At 73.9% G+C, this 16,432-nt stretch carries 17 protein-coding genes; 10 read left to right on the top strand and 7 right to left on the bottom strand.

What is annotated here, in order from left to right; translation table 11 throughout:
• Positions 1–63 precede the first annotated feature (63 nt).
• The 5 genes from ACE1OA_RS01975 (at position 64) to ACE1OA_RS01955 (ending at position 4,213) form a co-directional block, all read left to right on the top strand.
• Positions 64–504 carry a MarR family winged helix-turn-helix transcriptional regulator gene (locus tag ACE1OA_RS01975; RefSeq protein WP_356604719.1) on the top strand — a complete coding sequence of 147 codons (441 nt, stop codon included), beginning with the start codon at positions 64–66 and terminating at the stop codon, positions 502–504.
• 97 nt (positions 505–601) lie between these two features.
• On the top strand, positions 602–1,117 hold the full coding sequence (locus ACE1OA_RS01970; RefSeq protein WP_356604717.1) for a PadR family transcriptional regulator: 516 nt from the start codon (positions 602–604) through the stop codon (positions 1,115–1,117).
• A gap of 110 nt (positions 1,118–1,227) precedes the next feature.
• Positions 1,228–2,409 (top strand): DUF2306 domain-containing protein, encoded by a 1,182-nt coding sequence (locus ACE1OA_RS01965; RefSeq protein ID WP_386545941.1) that lies wholly within the window; start codon positions 1,228–1,230, stop codon positions 2,407–2,409.
• Between the two features lie 41 nt (positions 2,410–2,450).
• Positions 2,451–3,365 carry a hypothetical protein gene (locus ACE1OA_RS01960; RefSeq protein ID WP_386545944.1) on the top strand — a complete coding sequence of 305 codons (915 nt, stop codon included), beginning with the start codon at positions 2,451–2,453 and terminating at the stop codon, positions 3,363–3,365.
• Between the two features lie 188 nt (positions 3,366–3,553).
• Entirely contained in the window at positions 3,554–4,213 is a 660-nt protein-coding gene (locus tag ACE1OA_RS01955) for a DUF4232 domain-containing protein (RefSeq protein ID WP_384875336.1), read from the top strand.
• Positions 4,214–4,298: 85 nt separating this feature from the next.
• Here the strand turns inward: ACE1OA_RS01955 and ACE1OA_RS01950 are convergent, their stop codons facing one another.
• From ACE1OA_RS01950 to ACE1OA_RS01940, 3 genes are all read right to left on the bottom strand, one after another.
• Positions 4,299–4,847, bottom strand: a complete 549-nt coding sequence (locus ACE1OA_RS01950; protein ID WP_432752108.1) for a GNAT family N-acetyltransferase — start codon at positions 4,845–4,847, stop codon at positions 4,299–4,301.
• Positions 4,848–4,908: 61 nt separating this feature from the next.
• Positions 4,909–5,286 (bottom strand): toxin Doc, encoded by a 378-nt coding sequence (locus ACE1OA_RS01945; protein ID WP_432752107.1) that lies wholly within the window; start codon positions 5,284–5,286, stop codon positions 4,909–4,911.
• A 4-nt stretch (positions 5,287–5,290) separates the two neighbouring features.
• A complete protein-coding gene (locus ACE1OA_RS01940; RefSeq protein ID WP_356604705.1) occupies positions 5,291–5,542 on the bottom strand; it encodes an antitoxin MazE7 in 252 nt (83 codons plus the stop codon).
• A gap of 306 nt (positions 5,543–5,848) precedes the next feature.
• On the opposite strand from ACE1OA_RS01940, the gene ACE1OA_RS01935 reads away from it, so the two are divergent.
• The 5 genes from ACE1OA_RS01935 to ACE1OA_RS01915 are packed head-to-tail and all read left to right on the top strand — an operon-like array spanning position 5,849 to position 12,826.
• Positions 5,849–7,333 carry an aldehyde dehydrogenase family protein gene (locus ACE1OA_RS01935; protein ID WP_356604703.1) on the top strand — a complete coding sequence of 495 codons (1,485 nt, stop codon included), beginning with the start codon at positions 5,849–5,851 and terminating at the stop codon, positions 7,331–7,333.
• A 16-nt stretch (positions 7,334–7,349) separates the two neighbouring features.
• The gene (locus ACE1OA_RS01930; protein ID WP_356604701.1) at positions 7,350–8,870 is read left to right on the top strand and encodes a GMC family oxidoreductase; all 1,521 of its coding nucleotides are present in this window, start codon (positions 7,350–7,352) and stop codon (positions 8,868–8,870) included.
• Positions 8,870–9,913, top strand: coding sequence for a quaternary amine ABC transporter ATP-binding protein (locus ACE1OA_RS01925; RefSeq protein WP_432752106.1), 1,044 nt, complete (start codon positions 8,870–8,872; stop codon positions 9,911–9,913). Before ACE1OA_RS01930 ends, ACE1OA_RS01925 begins: the two co-directional genes overlap by 1 nt.
• On the top strand, positions 9,910–11,862 hold the full coding sequence (locus ACE1OA_RS01920; protein ID WP_356604697.1) for an ABC transporter permease subunit: 1,953 nt from the start codon (positions 9,910–9,912) through the stop codon (positions 11,860–11,862). The genes ACE1OA_RS01925 and ACE1OA_RS01920 overlap by 4 nt, the downstream gene beginning before the upstream one ends.
• Before the next feature lies 1 nt (position 11,863).
• Positions 11,864–12,826: an ABC transporter substrate-binding protein gene (locus tag ACE1OA_RS01915; protein WP_386545954.1), complete on the top strand. Its 963-nt coding sequence runs from the start codon at positions 11,864–11,866 to the stop codon at positions 12,824–12,826.
• 66 nt (positions 12,827–12,892) lie between these two features.
• Here ACE1OA_RS01915 and ACE1OA_RS01910 read toward each other — a convergent pair whose 3' ends face one another.
• From ACE1OA_RS01910 to ACE1OA_RS01895, 4 genes are all read right to left on the bottom strand, one after another.
• Positions 12,893–14,146, bottom strand: coding sequence for a mannosyltransferase family protein (locus ACE1OA_RS01910; RefSeq protein WP_432752105.1), 1,254 nt, complete (start codon positions 14,144–14,146; stop codon positions 12,893–12,895).
• An 84-nt stretch (positions 14,147–14,230) separates the two neighbouring features.
• On the bottom strand, positions 14,231–14,641 hold the full coding sequence (locus tag ACE1OA_RS01905; RefSeq protein ID WP_432752104.1) for a hypothetical protein: 411 nt from the start codon (positions 14,639–14,641) through the stop codon (positions 14,231–14,233).
• The gene (locus ACE1OA_RS01900) at positions 14,634–15,131 is read right to left on the bottom strand and encodes a SigE family RNA polymerase sigma factor (RefSeq protein ID WP_356604689.1); all 498 of its coding nucleotides are present in this window, start codon (positions 15,129–15,131) and stop codon (positions 14,634–14,636) included. The genes ACE1OA_RS01905 and ACE1OA_RS01900 overlap by 8 nt, the downstream gene beginning before the upstream one ends.
• A gap of 118 nt (positions 15,132–15,249) precedes the next feature.
• On the bottom strand, positions 15,250–16,419 hold the full coding sequence (locus ACE1OA_RS01895; protein WP_432752103.1) for a PP2C family protein-serine/threonine phosphatase: 1,170 nt from the start codon (positions 16,417–16,419) through the stop codon (positions 15,250–15,252).
• Between the last annotated feature and the right edge of the window lie 13 nt (positions 16,420–16,432).

The raw sequence follows: 16,432 nt of genomic DNA, 5'->3' as shown, positions 1-16,432 counted from the left end.
CGATAGTTAAGGAGGTCAAGTAAACAATTGATAATGTGAAGCATCGGTCGTACCCTTGCCCGTATGAGCGCCACCGCCCCGCAGGCCCCGACCAAGCTCCAGCTCCTGGAGCTGCTCGCCGTGATCGGCACCGCGCAGTGGCGCGACTTCGCGACCGCCGCCGCCCGCTACGGCCTGACCTCCACCCAGGCCAAGGTCCTCGCGCAGCTCGACGGCCCGGTGCCCATGCGTGGTCTCGCCACCCGGCTGGTGTGCGACGCGTCCAACGTCACCGGGATCGTGGACCGCCTGGAGGCCCGCGAACTGGTCCGGCGCGAGGCCGCCCCCTCGGACCGCCGCGTCAAGAACGTCGTCGCCACCGACGCCGGCCGCGACGTCATCCGTCGCGTGCGCGAGGAGATGCAGGCCACGCACACCGCGCTCGACACCCTGGACGAGGCCGAGAGCGCCACCCTCTACGCCCTGCTGGAGCGCCTGCGCCCCACGATGGAGAAGGACGCCTGAGTCCTCCGCCGGCGGCACCGCTCGCCGCGGGCCCGGCCCACCCCCTCGTCCGACCGTGCGCACCACCGCGCCCGCGGTGCCGCGATACGGTCGCCGCATGCCCGAAGCCCGGTTGACCACGCCCTCGTTCCTCGTCCTCGGCATCGTCGACAAACTGGGCGAGGCGAGCCCGTACGACGTCAAGGTCGAGGCCGCCAGGACCGTCGCGCCGTTCTGGTCGATGCCGCACGCGCAGGTGTACGCGCAGTGCGACCGCCTCCTGGAAGCGGGTCTGCTCTCGGAGACCCGGCAGAGCGGCGGACGCAACCGGCGGCTGATGCGTCTCACCGACGCGGGCAGCACCGCGCTGCGCGGCTGGCTCGACGACCCCGCCTTCGTACCCGTCGAGGCGCGCGAACGCGGCATCCTCAAGCTCTGGTTCGGTGCGCGTCCGCAGGACCTGGCCCCCGTGCAGCTCGACGAGCACCGCCGCACCCTCGCTGCCTACGAGGAACTCGCCGACGAGGTGGGGGAACTGCTCACCTCGGGGCAGCGGGGCGCGCTGGAGTTCGGCATCCGGTATGAGCGGATGATGGTCGATTTCTGGCAGTGGGTCGACCGGGACGAGGTCTGATCCCGCCGAACATCGAGGTCCGGCAGGGCTGTTGACCGCGCCCCGCGCTGCCCCTACGGTCGCGATAGTCCAGAAAGGACTATGGGTCGAGCGGGTGACGGGAGCTCCTCGTGAACCGACTGCGCAAGATCGCCTGGGGCCGCGTGGCCACCTTCGCCGTGGTGGCGGTCTGCGTGGGCTACGCGCCCCTCGCCATGACCGAGCTGTGGCCCTACGCGCGACCGGGAGCACCCGCGTTCGGCGAACGCCTCCTCGGCGCCGCCGTCTCGCCGCGGTACGTCGCCGAGGCCCTGGAGACCCGGATCGGCCCGTACGGGCGCAGCCTCGTCCCGCTGATCGTCCACTCGGTCCTCGGCGGCGCGCTGATGCTGCTCGGCCCCGTCCAGCTCCTCGGTGCGGTCCGCCGCCGCGTCCGGCTGCACCGCGCCGTGGGGATCGTCTTCGCGCTCACCGTGTACGTCTCGATGGCCGGCGCCGCCGTCTACCTGGCGCGCACCGCCCCGCGCGACGCGTTCAGCGGCGAGGCGTTCTGGATCGTCCTCGCCACCATCCTGGTCGGCACCACGCTCAGCGTCACCTTCGGCGTCCTGGCCGCCGTCGGCCGCCGGCCCGACCTGCACCAGCGCTGGATGCTGCTCTGCTACGGATACCTGATGACCGCGCCGCTGCTGCGCCTGGAGTGGGGCGGCCTGCCGCTGCTCATGCCGGGGCTGCCGATGGAGGACGTCAACCGCGTCGCGGTCATGCACCTCGGCTCCGTCGTCGTCCTCGGCGCCCTGCTGGCCTCGCGGGCGATGGACCGGCGCGCCACCCTGCCCTCCGATGCCGGCTCCTGGACGCCGTGGCCGGTGCTCGCCGTGGCCCACGTGGCCGGCGGCGCCGGCCTGTGGTGGCTCGGCCGGGCGCTGACGGAACACGGCGCCGAAGGCCGGCGTCTCCTCCTCGCCTACCTGCTGCCGTTCGCCGTCGCCTACGCGGTCATGGCCGCACGCCAGCGGGCCGCGGGCCGCGCCGGCCGGACCTGGGCACGCGAGGAGTGGCGGCTCCATCTGGCCGCGCTGTGCCTGGCCCCGGCGTTCTCGGCCGGCGCCACGCTGGTCCTCGGGCCCGTCGTGCATCTCGACCGGCTCACCGCGCTGACCGCGGGGGCCGGGATCGGCTGCGGCGTGCTCGCCTTCGCCGCGACCGCCGTGGTGAGCCTGCGCGTCGTGTACGTCGGTGAAGCGGCCCGGCGGCGCGGCGCGGCGGCGACGCCCGCCACCCCACGCGCCTCCGTGCCCACGCCCTCGTGACCGAGGCGAACCCCCACCCGACACCGAGCCACGGAGCGCCGATGAGCAGCGAAACGCAGCACCCGACCGGGAGCGCCGCGGAGGCCGGCGCCGCCGCCGGCCCCTTCCCGGCCACGACAGGCGGCCGGGAGCTGACCGCGGGGGTGGCCCTGCTGTCCGCCGTCGTGGCCATGGTCGGCCTGATGACCGGCGGTCTCGTCGCCGTCGCCAGCCTCACCGGCCGGGTGTTCGGCGCGTGGACGTCACCGGAGGCACTGAGCCCCGGCCTCATCGGCGCGGCGATGGTCGGGGTGGCGCCGGGCCTGTTCGCGGTCGGCCGCGCCCGCGTCTGGGAGGAGGCCCGCACGCTCGTCGTCCCGCTGGTGATCGTCCTCGTCGGCCTGTTCACCGTGAGCCTGCTCAACGGTGGCGAACTGCAGGCCGCTCAGGGCGGGTCGCTCTTCCTCGTCCTGTTCAGCCTCGGCTGGGTGGCGGTGCTCGGGGTGCTCGCCGTCGGCGCCGCAGTCTGCGTCCTCCTGCAGTACCGCCGGCCGCGCACCCCGCTCGGCGCGCCCGTCTCCCCGCTGCCGGGCTGGACCAAGCCGTTCCTCGCGGTCGTGGGATCCGGCTGGCTGGGCCTCGGCACCGGCCTGCTGGTCCGCCCGGACTTCTGGGCGGACCTGGTCCCGTGGGAGGTCAACCGCGCGGACGCCCAGGGGCTCGGCGTCTGGGCCCTGTCCCTCGGGGTCGGCAGCCTCGGCGCGCTGGCCGAGGACGACCTCGCCCGCGTCCGCCCGGCGCTCATCGCCGTCCCCGGTATCGCCCTCGCGGCCACGGTCGTGTTCGCCGTCCACGCCTCGACGGTCGACTGGGCCTCGGGACCGGGCGTCTCCCTGATCGCCCTGGTCGGCGGGCTGTTGACGACGGGAGTCGTCGGCCACCGGCTCGGAGCACGCCGCGAGGTCGCCGGCACCTGACGTCCTCGATCGGAGCGGGCCCGGCGCCGCGAGCGGCGGGATCCGACGGCCGGCCCGGGGTGTGACGCGCGGATGACCGTGGTGATTTCGGCAAGACATCGTCACCAACCCGTGAAGTTTCTGCGGGACGCTGGAGCTCAGCTCGGCTCAACCGCGCAGTTCGCGCTTCACCATCGGGGGACACCATCATGAGCACCGTTCGCAGAGCCGCCGCAGTCCTCGTCGCCGTGTCCGCGCTCGCCCTGACGGCCTGTGGGCCGACCGACGACGGGGCGGCCGGCTCGGGCGGCGGAGCCGGCAGCCCGTCGGCGACGCCGACGAAGACCGCGACGCCGACGAAGGCCCCGCTCCCGTCGAAGCCGGCGACCCCCTCGGCGACCCCGGACAAGGGGACGTCCGGAGGCGGCGGCGGATCGTCCACCGACCCGGACTACGACGTCTTCCCGTGCAGCACGTTCGACGTGACGTTCACCGCGAGCCTGGCGGAGCCCACGACCAGCAGCTATCTGCTGAAGATCACCAACAAGGGCAGCAAGCCGTGCCGTGCCCTGGGGCACCCGGTCATCACCTTCGGCGATCTGGACGGCCAGGCCACCGAGCGGGGTACGGCCCCCGGGATCGAGGACGCGATCAGGCTCGCGCCCGGCCAGTCCGCCTACGCCGGCCTCATGGGCGGCCTCAAGGACGGCAAGGGCAAGACGGTCGACTCGATCCGGATGACGATGACCACCGACTCGGACCTGGAGCAGAAGCCGCTCAAGGCGTCGACCCCGGGCCTGAACGTCTCGCCGGACAAGAACTCGGTGACCGCGTGGATGACGAACGCGGAGGACGCGCTCAGCCTCTGAGCACCCGCGCCCGGGCAGCCCGGGCGCGGGCTCGGTCCGTACCCCCGCCCCGGGCCGGACCCCGCGCGGGCGCGGCCCTCCCGCGTCACGCCCCCGAGGTGGCCGGCCGGTCGATGCGGTAGACGTAGTGCAGCCGGTCGTCGACGGGGTTGTCCGGTTCCAGCTCGCCCTCGGCGACCCGGACGAAGCCGGCCTTCTCCAGGGCGCGCCACGACGCCCGGTTCGCCGCCACGACGGGGACGACGACGGCGGGGGAGTGCGGATGGTCGTGCCAGGTGCGCGCGACCATGGCCCGGATGATCCGGGGGCCGAGGCCCCGCCCGGTGCACGCCGGGTCGCCGATCAGATAGTCGACGGTCGCCGCGGCCGGCGGCACGTCCATCACCCCGGCCATCTCCTCCAGGTACTCCGGATAGTCGCCCCACAGGCACCGCTGCACCAGGCCCACCGGGGTGCCCTCCAGCAGGACGAGCCAGTCCTCCGCGGGCTCCTCCCCACGGGCGACCGGACCGAAGTCGCGGGCCACGGCGGCGGCGGACGTCTCGTGGTTCCACCACCGGGCGACGTGCGGCTCCGCCAGCCACCGCCGGAGCAGGGGGAAGTCCGCCTCGGTGACCCGGCGCCAGGTGATCATGACGGCTCCTCTCGACACTCTCCGCCGGCGATCGTCGCAGGGCTTCCGCGATCCGGATCTCTCAGGGCAGGCGCCAGGACCGGAGGCGGTCGGCCACCCCGAACACGTCCAGCCGCAGGGCCCGGATCTCGTGGATCAGATCGCGCCACGGCTCGTAGGCGGTGTCGACGCGGTGCCCGGAGGCCTCCAGGTAGGCGACGGCGAGACCGTAGCCGTACAGCTCGTTGCGGGCGGGCAGCGGCCGGAGCAGGACGCACTCCTCCAGGAACACCGCGGCGCGCCAGAAGGCGTCCGGGTCGGCCCGGTCCAGGCGCGGTGTGTTCACCCGGTGCCGGGCGGCCATGCCGACCAGCACCGACAGGTCGTCCACGGTCAGATCCGCGCGGAGGATGTCCTCCTGGCGGGCCAGGAGCCATCGGTGGTCGACGAGCAGCTCCACCGGATCAGGCCGCCCGGGAAACCGGGTGGCCCGCGGCCTCGGGGAGCCCGCCGAAGTCGGCGTCGAAGCGGTCCGCGACCCCCGGCGCGGCGAGGGCGCGACGGAACGCGGCGGTCGCCGTGTCCAGCTGCCGCTCGTGCTCCTTCTCCACGGCCAGCTGCGCCAGGTAGTCCTTCATCGACATGCCCGCGCCGTCGGCCAGGGCCTTGAGCCGGTCCCGTGTCGTGTCGTCGATCTTGACGGTCGTGTCAGCCATGAGCCGAGTATGCCGCGCGGTATACGAGCGCGGCTACCGCTTTCGCCGCTTCGCCCCCCGTCCCGACCGGCACCCGGCCACCGGCCGGTCCCGCCCCCCCGTCCGACCCTCACCGGCCCCGGCCCGCCCGGGGCTCTCGCCCCCGTCCCGTCCGCCCGCTCCACCGCCCCCGCCCCGGCTACCCGGAGTGACGAACGCCACGTTCGGTGAGTCGTCGCGCATGGATCGGGACCCCAGGGGCAAGCGCCCCCGGTCGCCCAGCCGCACTGGTGGGGGACGTAACGGGAACGGAAGGCAGAACGCGACGTGTCGGACCAACGAACCATCCACATCGACGGAGAGTGGCGAGCCGCCGCCTCCGGCGCCACGCGAGAGATCCTCGACCCGGCCGACGCCACCACCCTCGCGGTCGTGGCCGAGGGCGGGACGCCGGACGCCGACGCCGCGATCGCCGCCGCACGGACGGCCTTCGACCAGGGCGCCTGGCCGCACACACCCGTCGCCGAACGGGCCGCGCTGCTGCGCCGCGTCGCCGACCTGCTCCAGCGCGACCGGGAGACCATCGGTCTGCTGGAGAGCCGCGACGCCGGCAAGACCCTGGAGGAAGGGCGCGTCGACGTCGACTGCGTCAGCGACGCCTTCCGCTACTTCGCCGACCTGGTCATCGGCGAGGGCGGCGGCCGGGTCGTCGACGCCGGCTCGCCCGACATCCACAGTGTCGTCGTCCACGAACCCGTCGGGGTGTGCGCCCTCATCACCCCCTGGAACTACCCCCTGCTCCAGGCGAGCTGGAAGATCGCCCCGGCGCTGGCCGCGGGCAACACCTTCGTCGTGAAGCCGAGCGAGCTCACCCCGCTCACCACCGTCGCGCTGCTCGGCCTGCTCGCGGAGGCCGGCCTGCCGTCCGGCGTCGCCAACCTCGTCACCGGCCCCGGGGACACCGTCGGCGCACGGCTCGCCGAGCATCCCGACGTCGACCTCGTCTCCTTCACCGGCGGACTGGTCAGCGGCACGCACGTGATGCGTGCCGCCGCCGACGGCGTCAAGAAGGTCGCCCTCGAACTCGGCGGCAAGAACCCCAACGTGGTCTTCGCCGACGCGTGCACGACCGACGAGGGCTTCGACACCGCCGTCGACCAGGCCCTCAACGCCGCGTTCATCCACAGCGGCCAGGTCTGCTCGGCCGGCTCCCGCCTCATCGTCGAGGAGTCGCTGCGTGAGCGGTTCGTCGCCGAACTCGCCCGCCGCGCCGACCTGATCCGCCTCGGCCGCGGCACCGACCCGGGCGTCGAGTGCGGCCCCCTCGTCTCCGCCCGGCAGCTCGCCCGGACCGAGGAGTACGTCGCCTCCGCCCTCGCCGAGGGCGCGGTCCTGCGCGCCGGCGGCCGGCGCCCCGAAGGCCCCGGCCACTTCTACCGCCCGACCGTCCTCGACCACTGCCACCGCGGCATGCGCGTCGTCCGCGAGGAGGTCTTCGGCCCGGTCCTGACCGTCGAGACCTTCCGCACCGAGGACGAGGCCGTCGAACTCGCCAACGACACCGAGTACGGCCTCGCCGGCGGCGTCTGGTCGGCCGACGCGGCCCGCGCCCGCCGCGTCGCCGGCCGGCTGCGCCACGGCACCGTCTGGATCAACGACTTCCACCCCTACCTCCCGCAGGCGGAGTGGGGCGGCTTCGGCAAGAGCGGCATCGGCCGCGAACTGGGCCCCGCCGGGCTCGCCGAGTACCGCGAGACCAAGCACGTCTACCAGAACCTCGCCCCGCGCCCCGTGCGCTGGTTCGCGGGCTGAGCCGGGAGAGCACACCATGACCACCACGTACGACTACGTCATCGTCGGCGGCGGCACCGCCGGGTCCGTCCTGGCCCGCCGCCTCACCGACGATCCCGACGTCACCGTCGCCGTCATCGAGGGCGGCCCCTCCGACGTCGACCGGCCCGACGTCCTGACCCTGCGCCGCTGGATGGGCCTGCTCGGCGGAGACCTCGACTACGACTACCCCACCACCGAACAGCCCCGGGGCAACTCGCACATCCGGCACAGCCGCGCCCGGGTGCTCGGCGGCTGCTCCTCGCACAACACCCTCATATCCTTCAAGCCCCTGCCGTCCGACTGGGACGAATGGGCCGAGGCCGGCGCCGACGGCTGGGACGCGCAGGCCATGGAGCCGTACTTCGACCGGCTCCTGAACAACATCGTCCCGGTCGACGAGAACGACCGCAACGCCATCGCCCGCGACTTCGTCGACGCCGCGCAGGGCGCCCTCGGCGTGCCCCGCGTCGAGGGGTTCAACAAGGCCCCCTTCCACGAGGGAGTCGGATTCTTCGACCTCGCGTACCACCCCGAGGACAACAAGCGCTCCTCCGCCTCCGTCGCCTACCTCCACCCCGTCATGGACCGGCGCCCCAACCTCCGCCTGATGCTGGAAACCTGGGCGTACCGCCTGGAACTCGACGGCACCCGGGCCCGCGGCGTCCACGTGCGCACCCGGGACGGCGCGGAACTCCTCGTCGAGGCGCGCCGCGAGGTCCTCGTCTGCGCCGGAGCCGTCGACACCCCGCGGCTGCTCCTCCACTCCGGCATCGGCCCCAGGGCGGACCTGGAGGCGCTCGGCATCCCCGTCGTGCACGACCTGCCGGGCGTCGGCGAGAACCTGCTCGACCACCCCGAGTCGGTCATCGTCTGGGAGACCCACGGACCCATCCCGGAGAACTCCGCGATGGACAGCGACGCCGGACTCTTCGTACGGCGCGACCCCGCGTCCCCGGGCCCGGACCTGATGTTCCACTTCTACCAGGTCCCCTTCACCGACAACCCGGAGCGGCTGGGCTACGAGCGGCCCGCCCACGGCGTGTCGATGACCCCGAACATCCCCAAGCCGCGCAGCCGGGGCCGGCTCTACCTCACCAGCGCTGACCCCGAGGTCAAACCCGCCCTGGACTTCCGCTACTTCACGGACGAGGACGACTACGACGGCCGCACCCTCGTCGACGGCATCAAGATCGCCCGCGAGATCGCCCGCAGCGAGCCGCTCGCCGGCTGGCTCAAGCGCGAGGTATGCCCCGGGCCGGAGATCACCGACGACGAGGAACTCGGCGCCTACGCCCGTCAGGTCGCCCACACCGTCTACCACCCCGCCGGCACCTGCCGCATGGGCGCCACCGACGACGCACAGGCCGTGGTCGGTCCCGACCTGAAGGTGCGCGGCCTCGACGGCCTGCGCATCGCCGACGCGTCCGTCTTCCCGACGATGCCCGCCGTGAACCCGATGATCGGCGTCCTCATGGTCGGCGAGAAGTGTGCCGAACTCCTGGGAGGTCATGCCTGATGAACACGCCGTCCGCCTTCTCCGTCCAGAACCTCTGGAAGGTCTTCGGCCCCAAGGCCGACCGGGTCCCCGGCTCCGAACTGGCCGCCCTGCCGCCCGCCGAGCTCCGTGAGCGCACCGGCTGCACCGCCGCCGTCCGGGACGTCTCCTTCGACGTCCACCAGGGCGAGGTCTTCGTCGTCATGGGCCTCTCCGGCTCCGGCAAGTCCACCCTGGTGCGCTGCCTGACCCGGCTCATCGAGCCCACCTCCGGCAGCGTCGCCATGGAGGGCGAGGACGTCCTGTCCATGGACAGGTCACGGCTGCGCGAACTGCGCCGCCACCGCGCCTCGATGGTCTTCCAGCACTTCGGCCTGCTGCCGCACCGCTCCGTGCTCGACAACGTCGCCTACGGCCTGGAGATCCAGGGGATGGGCCGCGCCGAGCGCCGCGCCAAGGCCGCCGAGGCCGTCGACAAGGTCGGCCTCGCCGGACTCGAGGACCGCAGGCCCGGCCAGCTCTCCGGCGGCCAGCAGCAGCGCGTGGGCCTCGCCCGGGCGCTCGTCGTCGACCCCGAAGTGCTCTTGTTCGACGAGCCGTTCAGCGCGCTCGACCCGCTGATCCGGCGGGACATGCAGGAGGAGGTCGTCCGCCTGCACGGGGAGGAGGGCCGCACGATGGTGTTCATCACCCACGACCTCAACGAGGCCCTGCGCCTGGGCACCCGCATCGCCCTGATGCGCGACGGCCGCATCGTCCAGCTCGGCACCCCCGAGCAGATCGTCGGTTCGCCGGCCGACGACTACGTCCGCGACTTCGTCCGCGACGTCCCGCGCGAGCAGGTCGTCACCGTCCGCAGCGCCATGCGGCCGCCCTGCGGCGACGAGGCCGACCACGGCCCCGCCCTCGCCCCCGGCGCGACCGTCTCCGAGGCCATCGAGGCCGTGGCCCGCAGCGGCGGCCCGGTCCGGGTCCTCGACCAGGGCCGCTGCGTCGGCATCGTCGACGACAGGGAACTGCTGTCGGTCGTCGCCGGTGTCCCGACCGGGAAGGCGGCAGCATGACCGCAGCCGTCAGCGCGCCCCTGCGCGAGTCCGGCGCGGTCTCCCGCGCCGCCCTCCGCAGGTACCTGCCCCTCGCCGTCGCCGTCGTCGTGCTCGTCCCGCTGGGCATCCTGCTCGCGGGCGGCGGCAGCTGGCCCGCCTCCCTCACCGTCGACCTGTCCGGCCCGCTCGGCCGGACCGGCGACTGGATCATCGACAACCGCGACGACCACCCCGTCTTCCTGTACTTCCTCGGCCACGTCAGCAACGGCGTCGTGCTGTCCGTCCGCGGCGTCTACCTGCTGCTGCTCGCCGCCGGCTGGGCCGGCGTCACCGCGGCCGGCGGCCTGGTCGCCTGGCGCGTCGCCGGACCGCGCCTCGCGCTCACGACCGTCGGCGCCTTCGCCGTCTGCGGCCTGCTCGGCATGTGGGTCCCCACCATGCAGACCCTGGCCCTGATGGTCGTCGCGGTCGCCGCGTCCGTGCTGGTCGGCGGCGTCCTCGGGCTGGCCGCCGGCCTCTCCGACCGGACCTTCCGCGCCCTGCGCCCGGTCCTGGACACCATGCAGGTCCTGCCCGCCTTCGCCTACCTGCTGCCGGTCGTCCTCGTCTTCGGCATCGGCGTCCCCGCGGCCGTCCTCGCGACCGTCGTCTACGCCGCCCCGCCGATGGCCCGCCTCACCGCGCTCGGCCTGCGCGACGCCGACCCCGGCGTCCTGGAGGCCGTGGACTCGCTCGGCGCGACCGGCCGGCAGCGGCTGCTCAGCGCCCGCCTCCCGCTCGCCCGCAAGGAACTCCTCCTGGGCGTCAACCAGTCGATCATGATGGCCCTCTCGATGGCCGTCATCGCCTCCGTCATCGGCGCCGGCGGACTCGGCGACCGGGTCTACCAGGCCCTCGCCTCGGTCGACGTCGGCGCGGCCCTCGCCGCCGGCATCCCCATCGTGCTCCTCGCGGTCGTCCTCGACCGCACCGCGGGCGCGGCCGGCGCCCGGATCGGCGCCGCGCCCCGCACCTCCGCCCTGCGCGGCCGGAGCGGCTGGGCCGTCGCTGCCGTCGCGGCGACCGCGGTGGCCGTCGCCGGCCGCCTCGCGGGCCACGCGACGTGGCCGGGCACCTGGCACCTCGACATCGCCGAACCCGTCAACAGGGTCGTCGACTGGATGACCGCCCACCTCTACTCGGGCGTCCCGGTCATCGGCGGCACCGCCGACTGGGCGGCCCACTTCACCCAGTGGGTGCTCGACCCGCTGCGCTCGGGCCTCCAGGCACTGCCCTGGTGGGCGGTCCTGCTGCTCGTCGGCGTGCTCGCCCTGCTGGTCGGCACCTGGCGCACCGCCCTGACCGCCGTCCTCGCGATGGCCGGCATCGGCGTCCTGGGCGTGTGGGACGCCTCGCTCGACACCCTCTCCCAGGTGCTCGCCGCCGTCGCCGTCACCCTGGTGATCGGCTTCGCCGTCGCGATCGCCGCCGCCCGCAGCACCCGCGTCGAACGCGCGCTGCGCCCCGTCCTGGACGTCTTCCAGACCCTGCCGCAGTTCGTCTACCTGATCCCCGTCGTCGCTCTCTTCGGCGTCGGCCGGGCGCCGGCGGTCGCCGCCGCCGTGGTCTACGCGCTGCCCGCCGTCGTCCGCATCACCACCCAGGGACTGCGCGGCGTCGACCCGGTGGCCCTGGAGTCCGCCCGCTCGCTCGGCGCGACCGGGTTCCAGCAGCTGCGCCAGGTCCAGCTGCCGCTCGCCCGCCCGGCCCTGCTGCTCGCCGTCAACCAGGGCGTCGTCCTGGTGCTCGCCGTCGTCATCATCGGCGGCCTGGTCGGCGGTGGCGCGCTCGGCTACGACGTGGTGTTCGGCCTCGCCCAGGGCGACCTGGCCACCGGGCTCGTCGCGGGCGCCGCGATCGTCTGCCTGGGCCTGATGCTCGACCGGGTGACCCAACCGACCCGGACCACCCCCGAGAAGGAGGCCTGACATGCGACTTCCGATCATCGCCGGAGCCGCCGGACTCGGCCTGCTCGCCGTCGCCGTGACCGGCTGCGGCGCGGCCGACATGACCAAGCAGGCATCCCCGTACGCCGCCGCGCAGGGCGCGCGGACCGTCACGCTCTCCACCCAGTCCTGGGTGGGCGCGCAGGCGAACGTCGCCGTCGCGCAGTACCTGCTCGAACACGAACTGGGCTACCGGGTCGACACCGTCCAGGTCGACGAGGTCCCCGCCTGGGACGCGCTCAGCCAGGGCCGCGTCGACGCGATCCTGGAGGACTGGGGCCACCCGGACCAGGAGAAGCGCTACGTCGACGACAAGAAGACCATCGTCCGCGGCGGCGACCTCGGAGTCACCGGCCACATCGGCTGGTTCGTCCCGACGTACTTCGCCGAGGCGCACCCCGACGTCACGGACTGGAAGAACCTCGACAAGTACGCCGACCGGCTCCGCACCCCCGAGAGCGGCGGCAAGGGCCAGCTCCTGGACGGCTCTCCGTCGTACGTCACCAACGACAAGGCGCTGGTGAAGAACCTGGACCTGGACTACCAGGTCGTCTTCGCCGGCTCCGAGGCGGCGCAGATCACCCAGATCAAGCAGCTCGCCAAGGAGAAGAAGCCGTTCCTCACCTACTGGTACAAGCCCCAGTGGCTGTTCCGGAAGGTGCCGATGACGGAGGTGAAGCTGCCCGCCTACAAGGAGGGCTGCGACGCCGAGCCGGACAAGGTGGCGTGCGCCTACCCGCACACCCCGCTGCAGAAGTTCCTCAACAGCGGTTTCGAGCGGAACGGCGGGAAGGCCGCGGCGTTCCTGAAGAACTTCCGCTGGACCACCGAGGCACAGAACGACGTCTCCCTGATGATCGCCGAGGAGAAGCTGTCGCCCCAGGAGGCGGCGAAGAAGTGGGTCGACGCCAACGAGTCGACCTGGAAGGCATGGCTGCCGAAGTAGCCACGCACGGGTGCGGGCCCGGCCGCAACCGGCCGGGCCCGCACCCGTGCGCCGGACCGCCCCGGGCTATCCGGCCCAGCGCCCCGACATGAACGCGACGGCGTACACCACGGACAGCGGCACCGTCAGACACAGGTACACGACGCAGAACCGCGGCCGCCGGTACGCCCACCGGGCCAGCGCGATCCACAACGGCCACCACAGGAGGCTGGCCCGCGGCACCGACGTGTACCAGTACGAGGTGCCGAGCGCCCAGAGCGTGAGCGCGACGTACAGCGCCTCGGGCCAGCGCCGCCGCCGCACCAGCAGCCCGAGCAGTGCGAGCCCGACCAGCATCGCGGCCAACTCCGCCTGGAACATGAGCGCGTAGGGCGTGGTCAGGGTCTGCCCGAACGCCCCCTCCCAGGTCTGGGACCACGCCGACCAGGGGGAGTGGAAGTCGCGGTACCAGCCGCGCTCCTGCGCGTGCTTCCACGCCATCCAGTCGCCCGTCTCGGTGTGGAGGTACCAGGTGTACAGCGCCGCGGGCACGGCCGGCAGCACCAGCCACGGCGCCCGGCGCCGATGGCGTCCGTCGGCCCGCGCCACGAGCAGGAAGTGCAGGGCGATCCCGGCGGCCAGGAACAGCCCGCTGACCCGGACCGTCGTCGCCAGTGCCGTCAGCACGGCCGCCACGGCCCACCGGTGACGCTGCGCGGCCAGCCACGCGGGCAGCGCCAGCGCGAGGAACAGCGCCTCGGTGTAGCCGACGGCCAGGAAGACCCCGCAGGGCGAGGCGAGCAGGAACAGCACCGTCCGACGCCCGCCCTCGGCGTCGGGCAGCCACGGCCGGGCCAGCCGGGCCAGGGCGACGACGGCCACGGCCCCCGCGGCGAAGGAGATCAGCAGGCCGGCCGCGGTCCAGTCGCCCACGACGACGTGCACCGCCCGCAGCAGCAGCGGAAGACCGGGGAAGAACGCCTCGCGGTTGTCGCCGCCGCCGGGCCCCGGGTCGGCGGGGAAGTAGCCGTCGCGGGCGATGTGCAGGTAGTGGCCCCAGTCCCAGTGCTCGAAGGGAGCGAGGGGCCCGGCCGGGACGTGGCTCCCGGAATCGGCGGGGAACAGCAGGCGCGTGCAGTAGGCGACCACCCAGACGCCCGCCCGTACGGCCAGATACAGGGTCAGCACCTCGCCGTCGCCGGGCTGGAGCCGGAGGATGCGGCGGAGGTGTCCGGAGATTCGCCCGGCCGGCCGCGCCGCCGGCGCGGGAGCGGACCTCGGGGGCCGGAGGGGGGTGGCGGCGGGCGTGCGCCCACGCGTTCCGGGCGGGTGGAGCGTCATCGGGAGGGGCTCTCTCGGGTGTCTGCGGGCATGCCCGACCGCCCCGCGTGCTGCGGGGTGGACGAGCCTGCGGGGTGAGGGGGGTCAGGGCCGGGTGGTGACGGAGCCGCCGGGCGGCGGCTGGGTCCGCGTCGCGGAGGGACCGCCACCGGGCGGCGTCGTGCCGGGCGTCGCGGAGCCGCCGGTGGCAGGCGTGTCCGGCGGCGCGGTGGCGGTCGCGGACGGCGCGGAGGTGGGCGGCTCCGACTCACCGGGCGACGGTGTGGTGGCGGGCACCACCGGCGCCGGCCGGTTCGTCACGAGGGCGGCCGTCGCGGCGCCGCCGCCGGCCAGGACGAGACACGCCGCCGCGGCGACTCCGGCGAGCCGGCGCCGCCGGGCGCGCCGGCCCCGCTCGGCGATGTGCCCGAACGGCGGGGCGGCGGCCCTCGCCTGCCCCGCGTCGGCCGCCTGCCGGAACAGCTGCCGCAACGGGTCGTGGTGGGGCTCAGGCACCGGGGGCCTCCTCGATACGCGGGTCCTGCAGACGATCGGCCAGCGCGGTACGGGCGCGGCCCAGATGGGTCTTGACGGTGCTGGCGGACATGCCGGTCTCGGCGGAGATCTGCTCGACGGTCAGGTCGCACAGGTAATGCAGCGTCACGGCCCGGCGCTGCCGGTCCGGAAGCCCGCGCAGGGCGTCGACCAGCGCCACCTGCTCGGGGCCCGGCCCGGCGACCTCCACCGGAGCGTCCCGGCGCCGCCAGGCGTCCGCCGACCGCCGCCGGACCCGCCACCGGCTCACCGCCAGCCGCCAGGCGACCGTCCTGATCCAGGCCTCCGGCCGCCCGTCCCGATCCAGCTGCCGCCGCCGTCCCCAGCCCCTGACGAACGCCTCCTGCACGACGTCCTGGGCCTCGTGCAGGTCACCGAGCATCACGTACAGCTGACCCGTCAGACGGGCCGCCGTCTGGGCGTAGAACTCTTCGAACTCCTCGACGGTCAACAGCCACTCCCGGATCTCTCTCGCTTCACCCCGCATACGCCCCCGCCACGGCGTCCGGTCGACACGTGCGAGGGAGAACGTCCGTGACGCCCGTCACACGCGGCTCCGGGCGCCCCGGTCACGTCCGGGGGTGCCACTCCGCGAGCAGGATCGTGGCGTCGTCCATGAGGTGACCGTTCTGGTGGCCGAGGATGGCGCGGATCAGCCGGCGCAGCGCCTCGGGCGCCGGCTGGCCCGCCGCCACCGCCCGGACCACGGTGTCGACCAGGCGTTCCTCGCCGAACAGCTCGCCCTCCTCGGAGCGGGCCTCGGTGACGCCGTCGGTGTGGATGAGGATCTGGTCACCCGGTTCGAGCTGCGCGTGGTGGAGCGCCGGGGGAGTCCACGCGGGGTGGGGCCCCAGACCCAGCGGCAGGTCGGCCTCACGGGTGAGGGCGCCCGCCACGATGTGCTGGTTGCGGATCAGCAGCGGTGCCGGATGTCCGCAGTTGACCCAGGAGAAGCGCCCGGTGGCGACGTCGAGATCGGCGAAGACCGCGGTCAGCAGCCGCTCGGGGACCCAGCGGGTGAGCGTCCGGTCGACCGCGCCGGCGATGTCGGTGAGCCTGCGGCCACGGCGGCGGGTGGAGCGGCAGCCCGCGAGGGCGAGTGCCGCGGACAGCCCCGATGCGGCGTCGTGACCCATGGCGTCCACGACGGCCAGATGCAACCGCCGCTCACCCAGGGCGTGGTCGAAGGCGTCACCGCCGATCTCGTACGCGGGCTCCATGACGGCGCTGGACGTCACGGCCCGGGTGCCGACGGTCCGGGGCGGGGTGAAGGCCCAGGCGAGCTCGGCCTGCAACGTCATGGGACGGGTGCGCACCAGGCGCTGGAGGGTGTCGCTGAACGTGCTCTTGGAGACGACCAGGAGCGCGGTGACGGAGGCGAGCGTCCGGCCGTGCGCGAGGTCGGGCACGGCCGTGCCGGTGCCGGTCAGCCGCAGTACACCGATCCGCTCGACACCGTCGATGAGGGGCAGCCACAGGCACGCGGGGTCCGTACCCGTCTGGGGGGTCTGGGTGCTGTAGGCCCGGCCGGCGAGCGTGCCCTCCACCCCGAGGCGCGGCACCTGGACGTCGAGGGGCACGAGATGGGTCTGCTGGACGTCCGCCAGATAGACGTCGGCGCCCTGGAGTCCCATGGCCAGCGCCACGTCCCGCAGCAGGCGTGCGATGTCCTCCGGGGCGGTGTGGTGCGACTCCTCCAGGAGACCGGCGACGAGCGCGTGGAAGCCGGAGTCGTCCACGGGCCCACCTCCT

The organism is Streptomyces sp. JL2001, assembly GCF_050917515.1.
Taxonomy (GTDB): Bacteria; Actinomycetota; Actinomycetes; order Streptomycetales; family Streptomycetaceae; genus Streptomyces.
This window is presented reverse-complemented; position numbering and strand designations above follow the sequence as displayed.

Coding starts and splice junctions, on each gene's coding strand:
- ACE1OA_RS01960 (WP_386545944.1), top strand. CDS start 2,451: ATGAGCAGCGAAACGCAGCACCCGACCGGGAGCGCCGCGGAGGCCGGC.
- ACE1OA_RS01920 (WP_356604697.1), top strand. CDS start 9,910: ATGACCGCAGCCGTCAGCGCGCCCCTGCGCGAGTCCGGCGCGGTCTCC.
- ACE1OA_RS01975 (WP_356604719.1), top strand. CDS start 64: ATGAGCGCCACCGCCCCGCAGGCCCCGACCAAGCTCCAGCTCCTGGAG.
- ACE1OA_RS01970 (WP_356604717.1), top strand. CDS start 602: ATGCCCGAAGCCCGGTTGACCACGCCCTCGTTCCTCGTCCTCGGCATC.
- ACE1OA_RS01925 (WP_432752106.1), top strand. CDS start 8,870: ATGAACACGCCGTCCGCCTTCTCCGTCCAGAACCTCTGGAAGGTCTTC.
- ACE1OA_RS01950 (WP_432752108.1), bottom strand. CDS start 4,847: ATGATCACCTGGCGCCGGGTCACCGAGGCGGACTTCCCCCTGCTCCGG.
- ACE1OA_RS01930 (WP_356604701.1), top strand. CDS start 7,350: ATGACCACCACGTACGACTACGTCATCGTCGGCGGCGGCACCGCCGGG.
- ACE1OA_RS01940 (WP_356604705.1), bottom strand. CDS start 5,542: ATGGCTGACACGACCGTCAAGATCGACGACACGACACGGGACCGGCTC.
- ACE1OA_RS01955 (WP_384875336.1), top strand. CDS start 3,554: ATGAGCACCGTTCGCAGAGCCGCCGCAGTCCTCGTCGCCGTGTCCGCG.
- ACE1OA_RS01915 (WP_386545954.1), top strand. CDS start 11,864: ATGCGACTTCCGATCATCGCCGGAGCCGCCGGACTCGGCCTGCTCGCC.
- ACE1OA_RS01910 (WP_432752105.1), bottom strand. CDS start 14,146: ATGACGCTCCACCCGCCCGGAACGCGTGGGCGCACGCCCGCCGCCACC.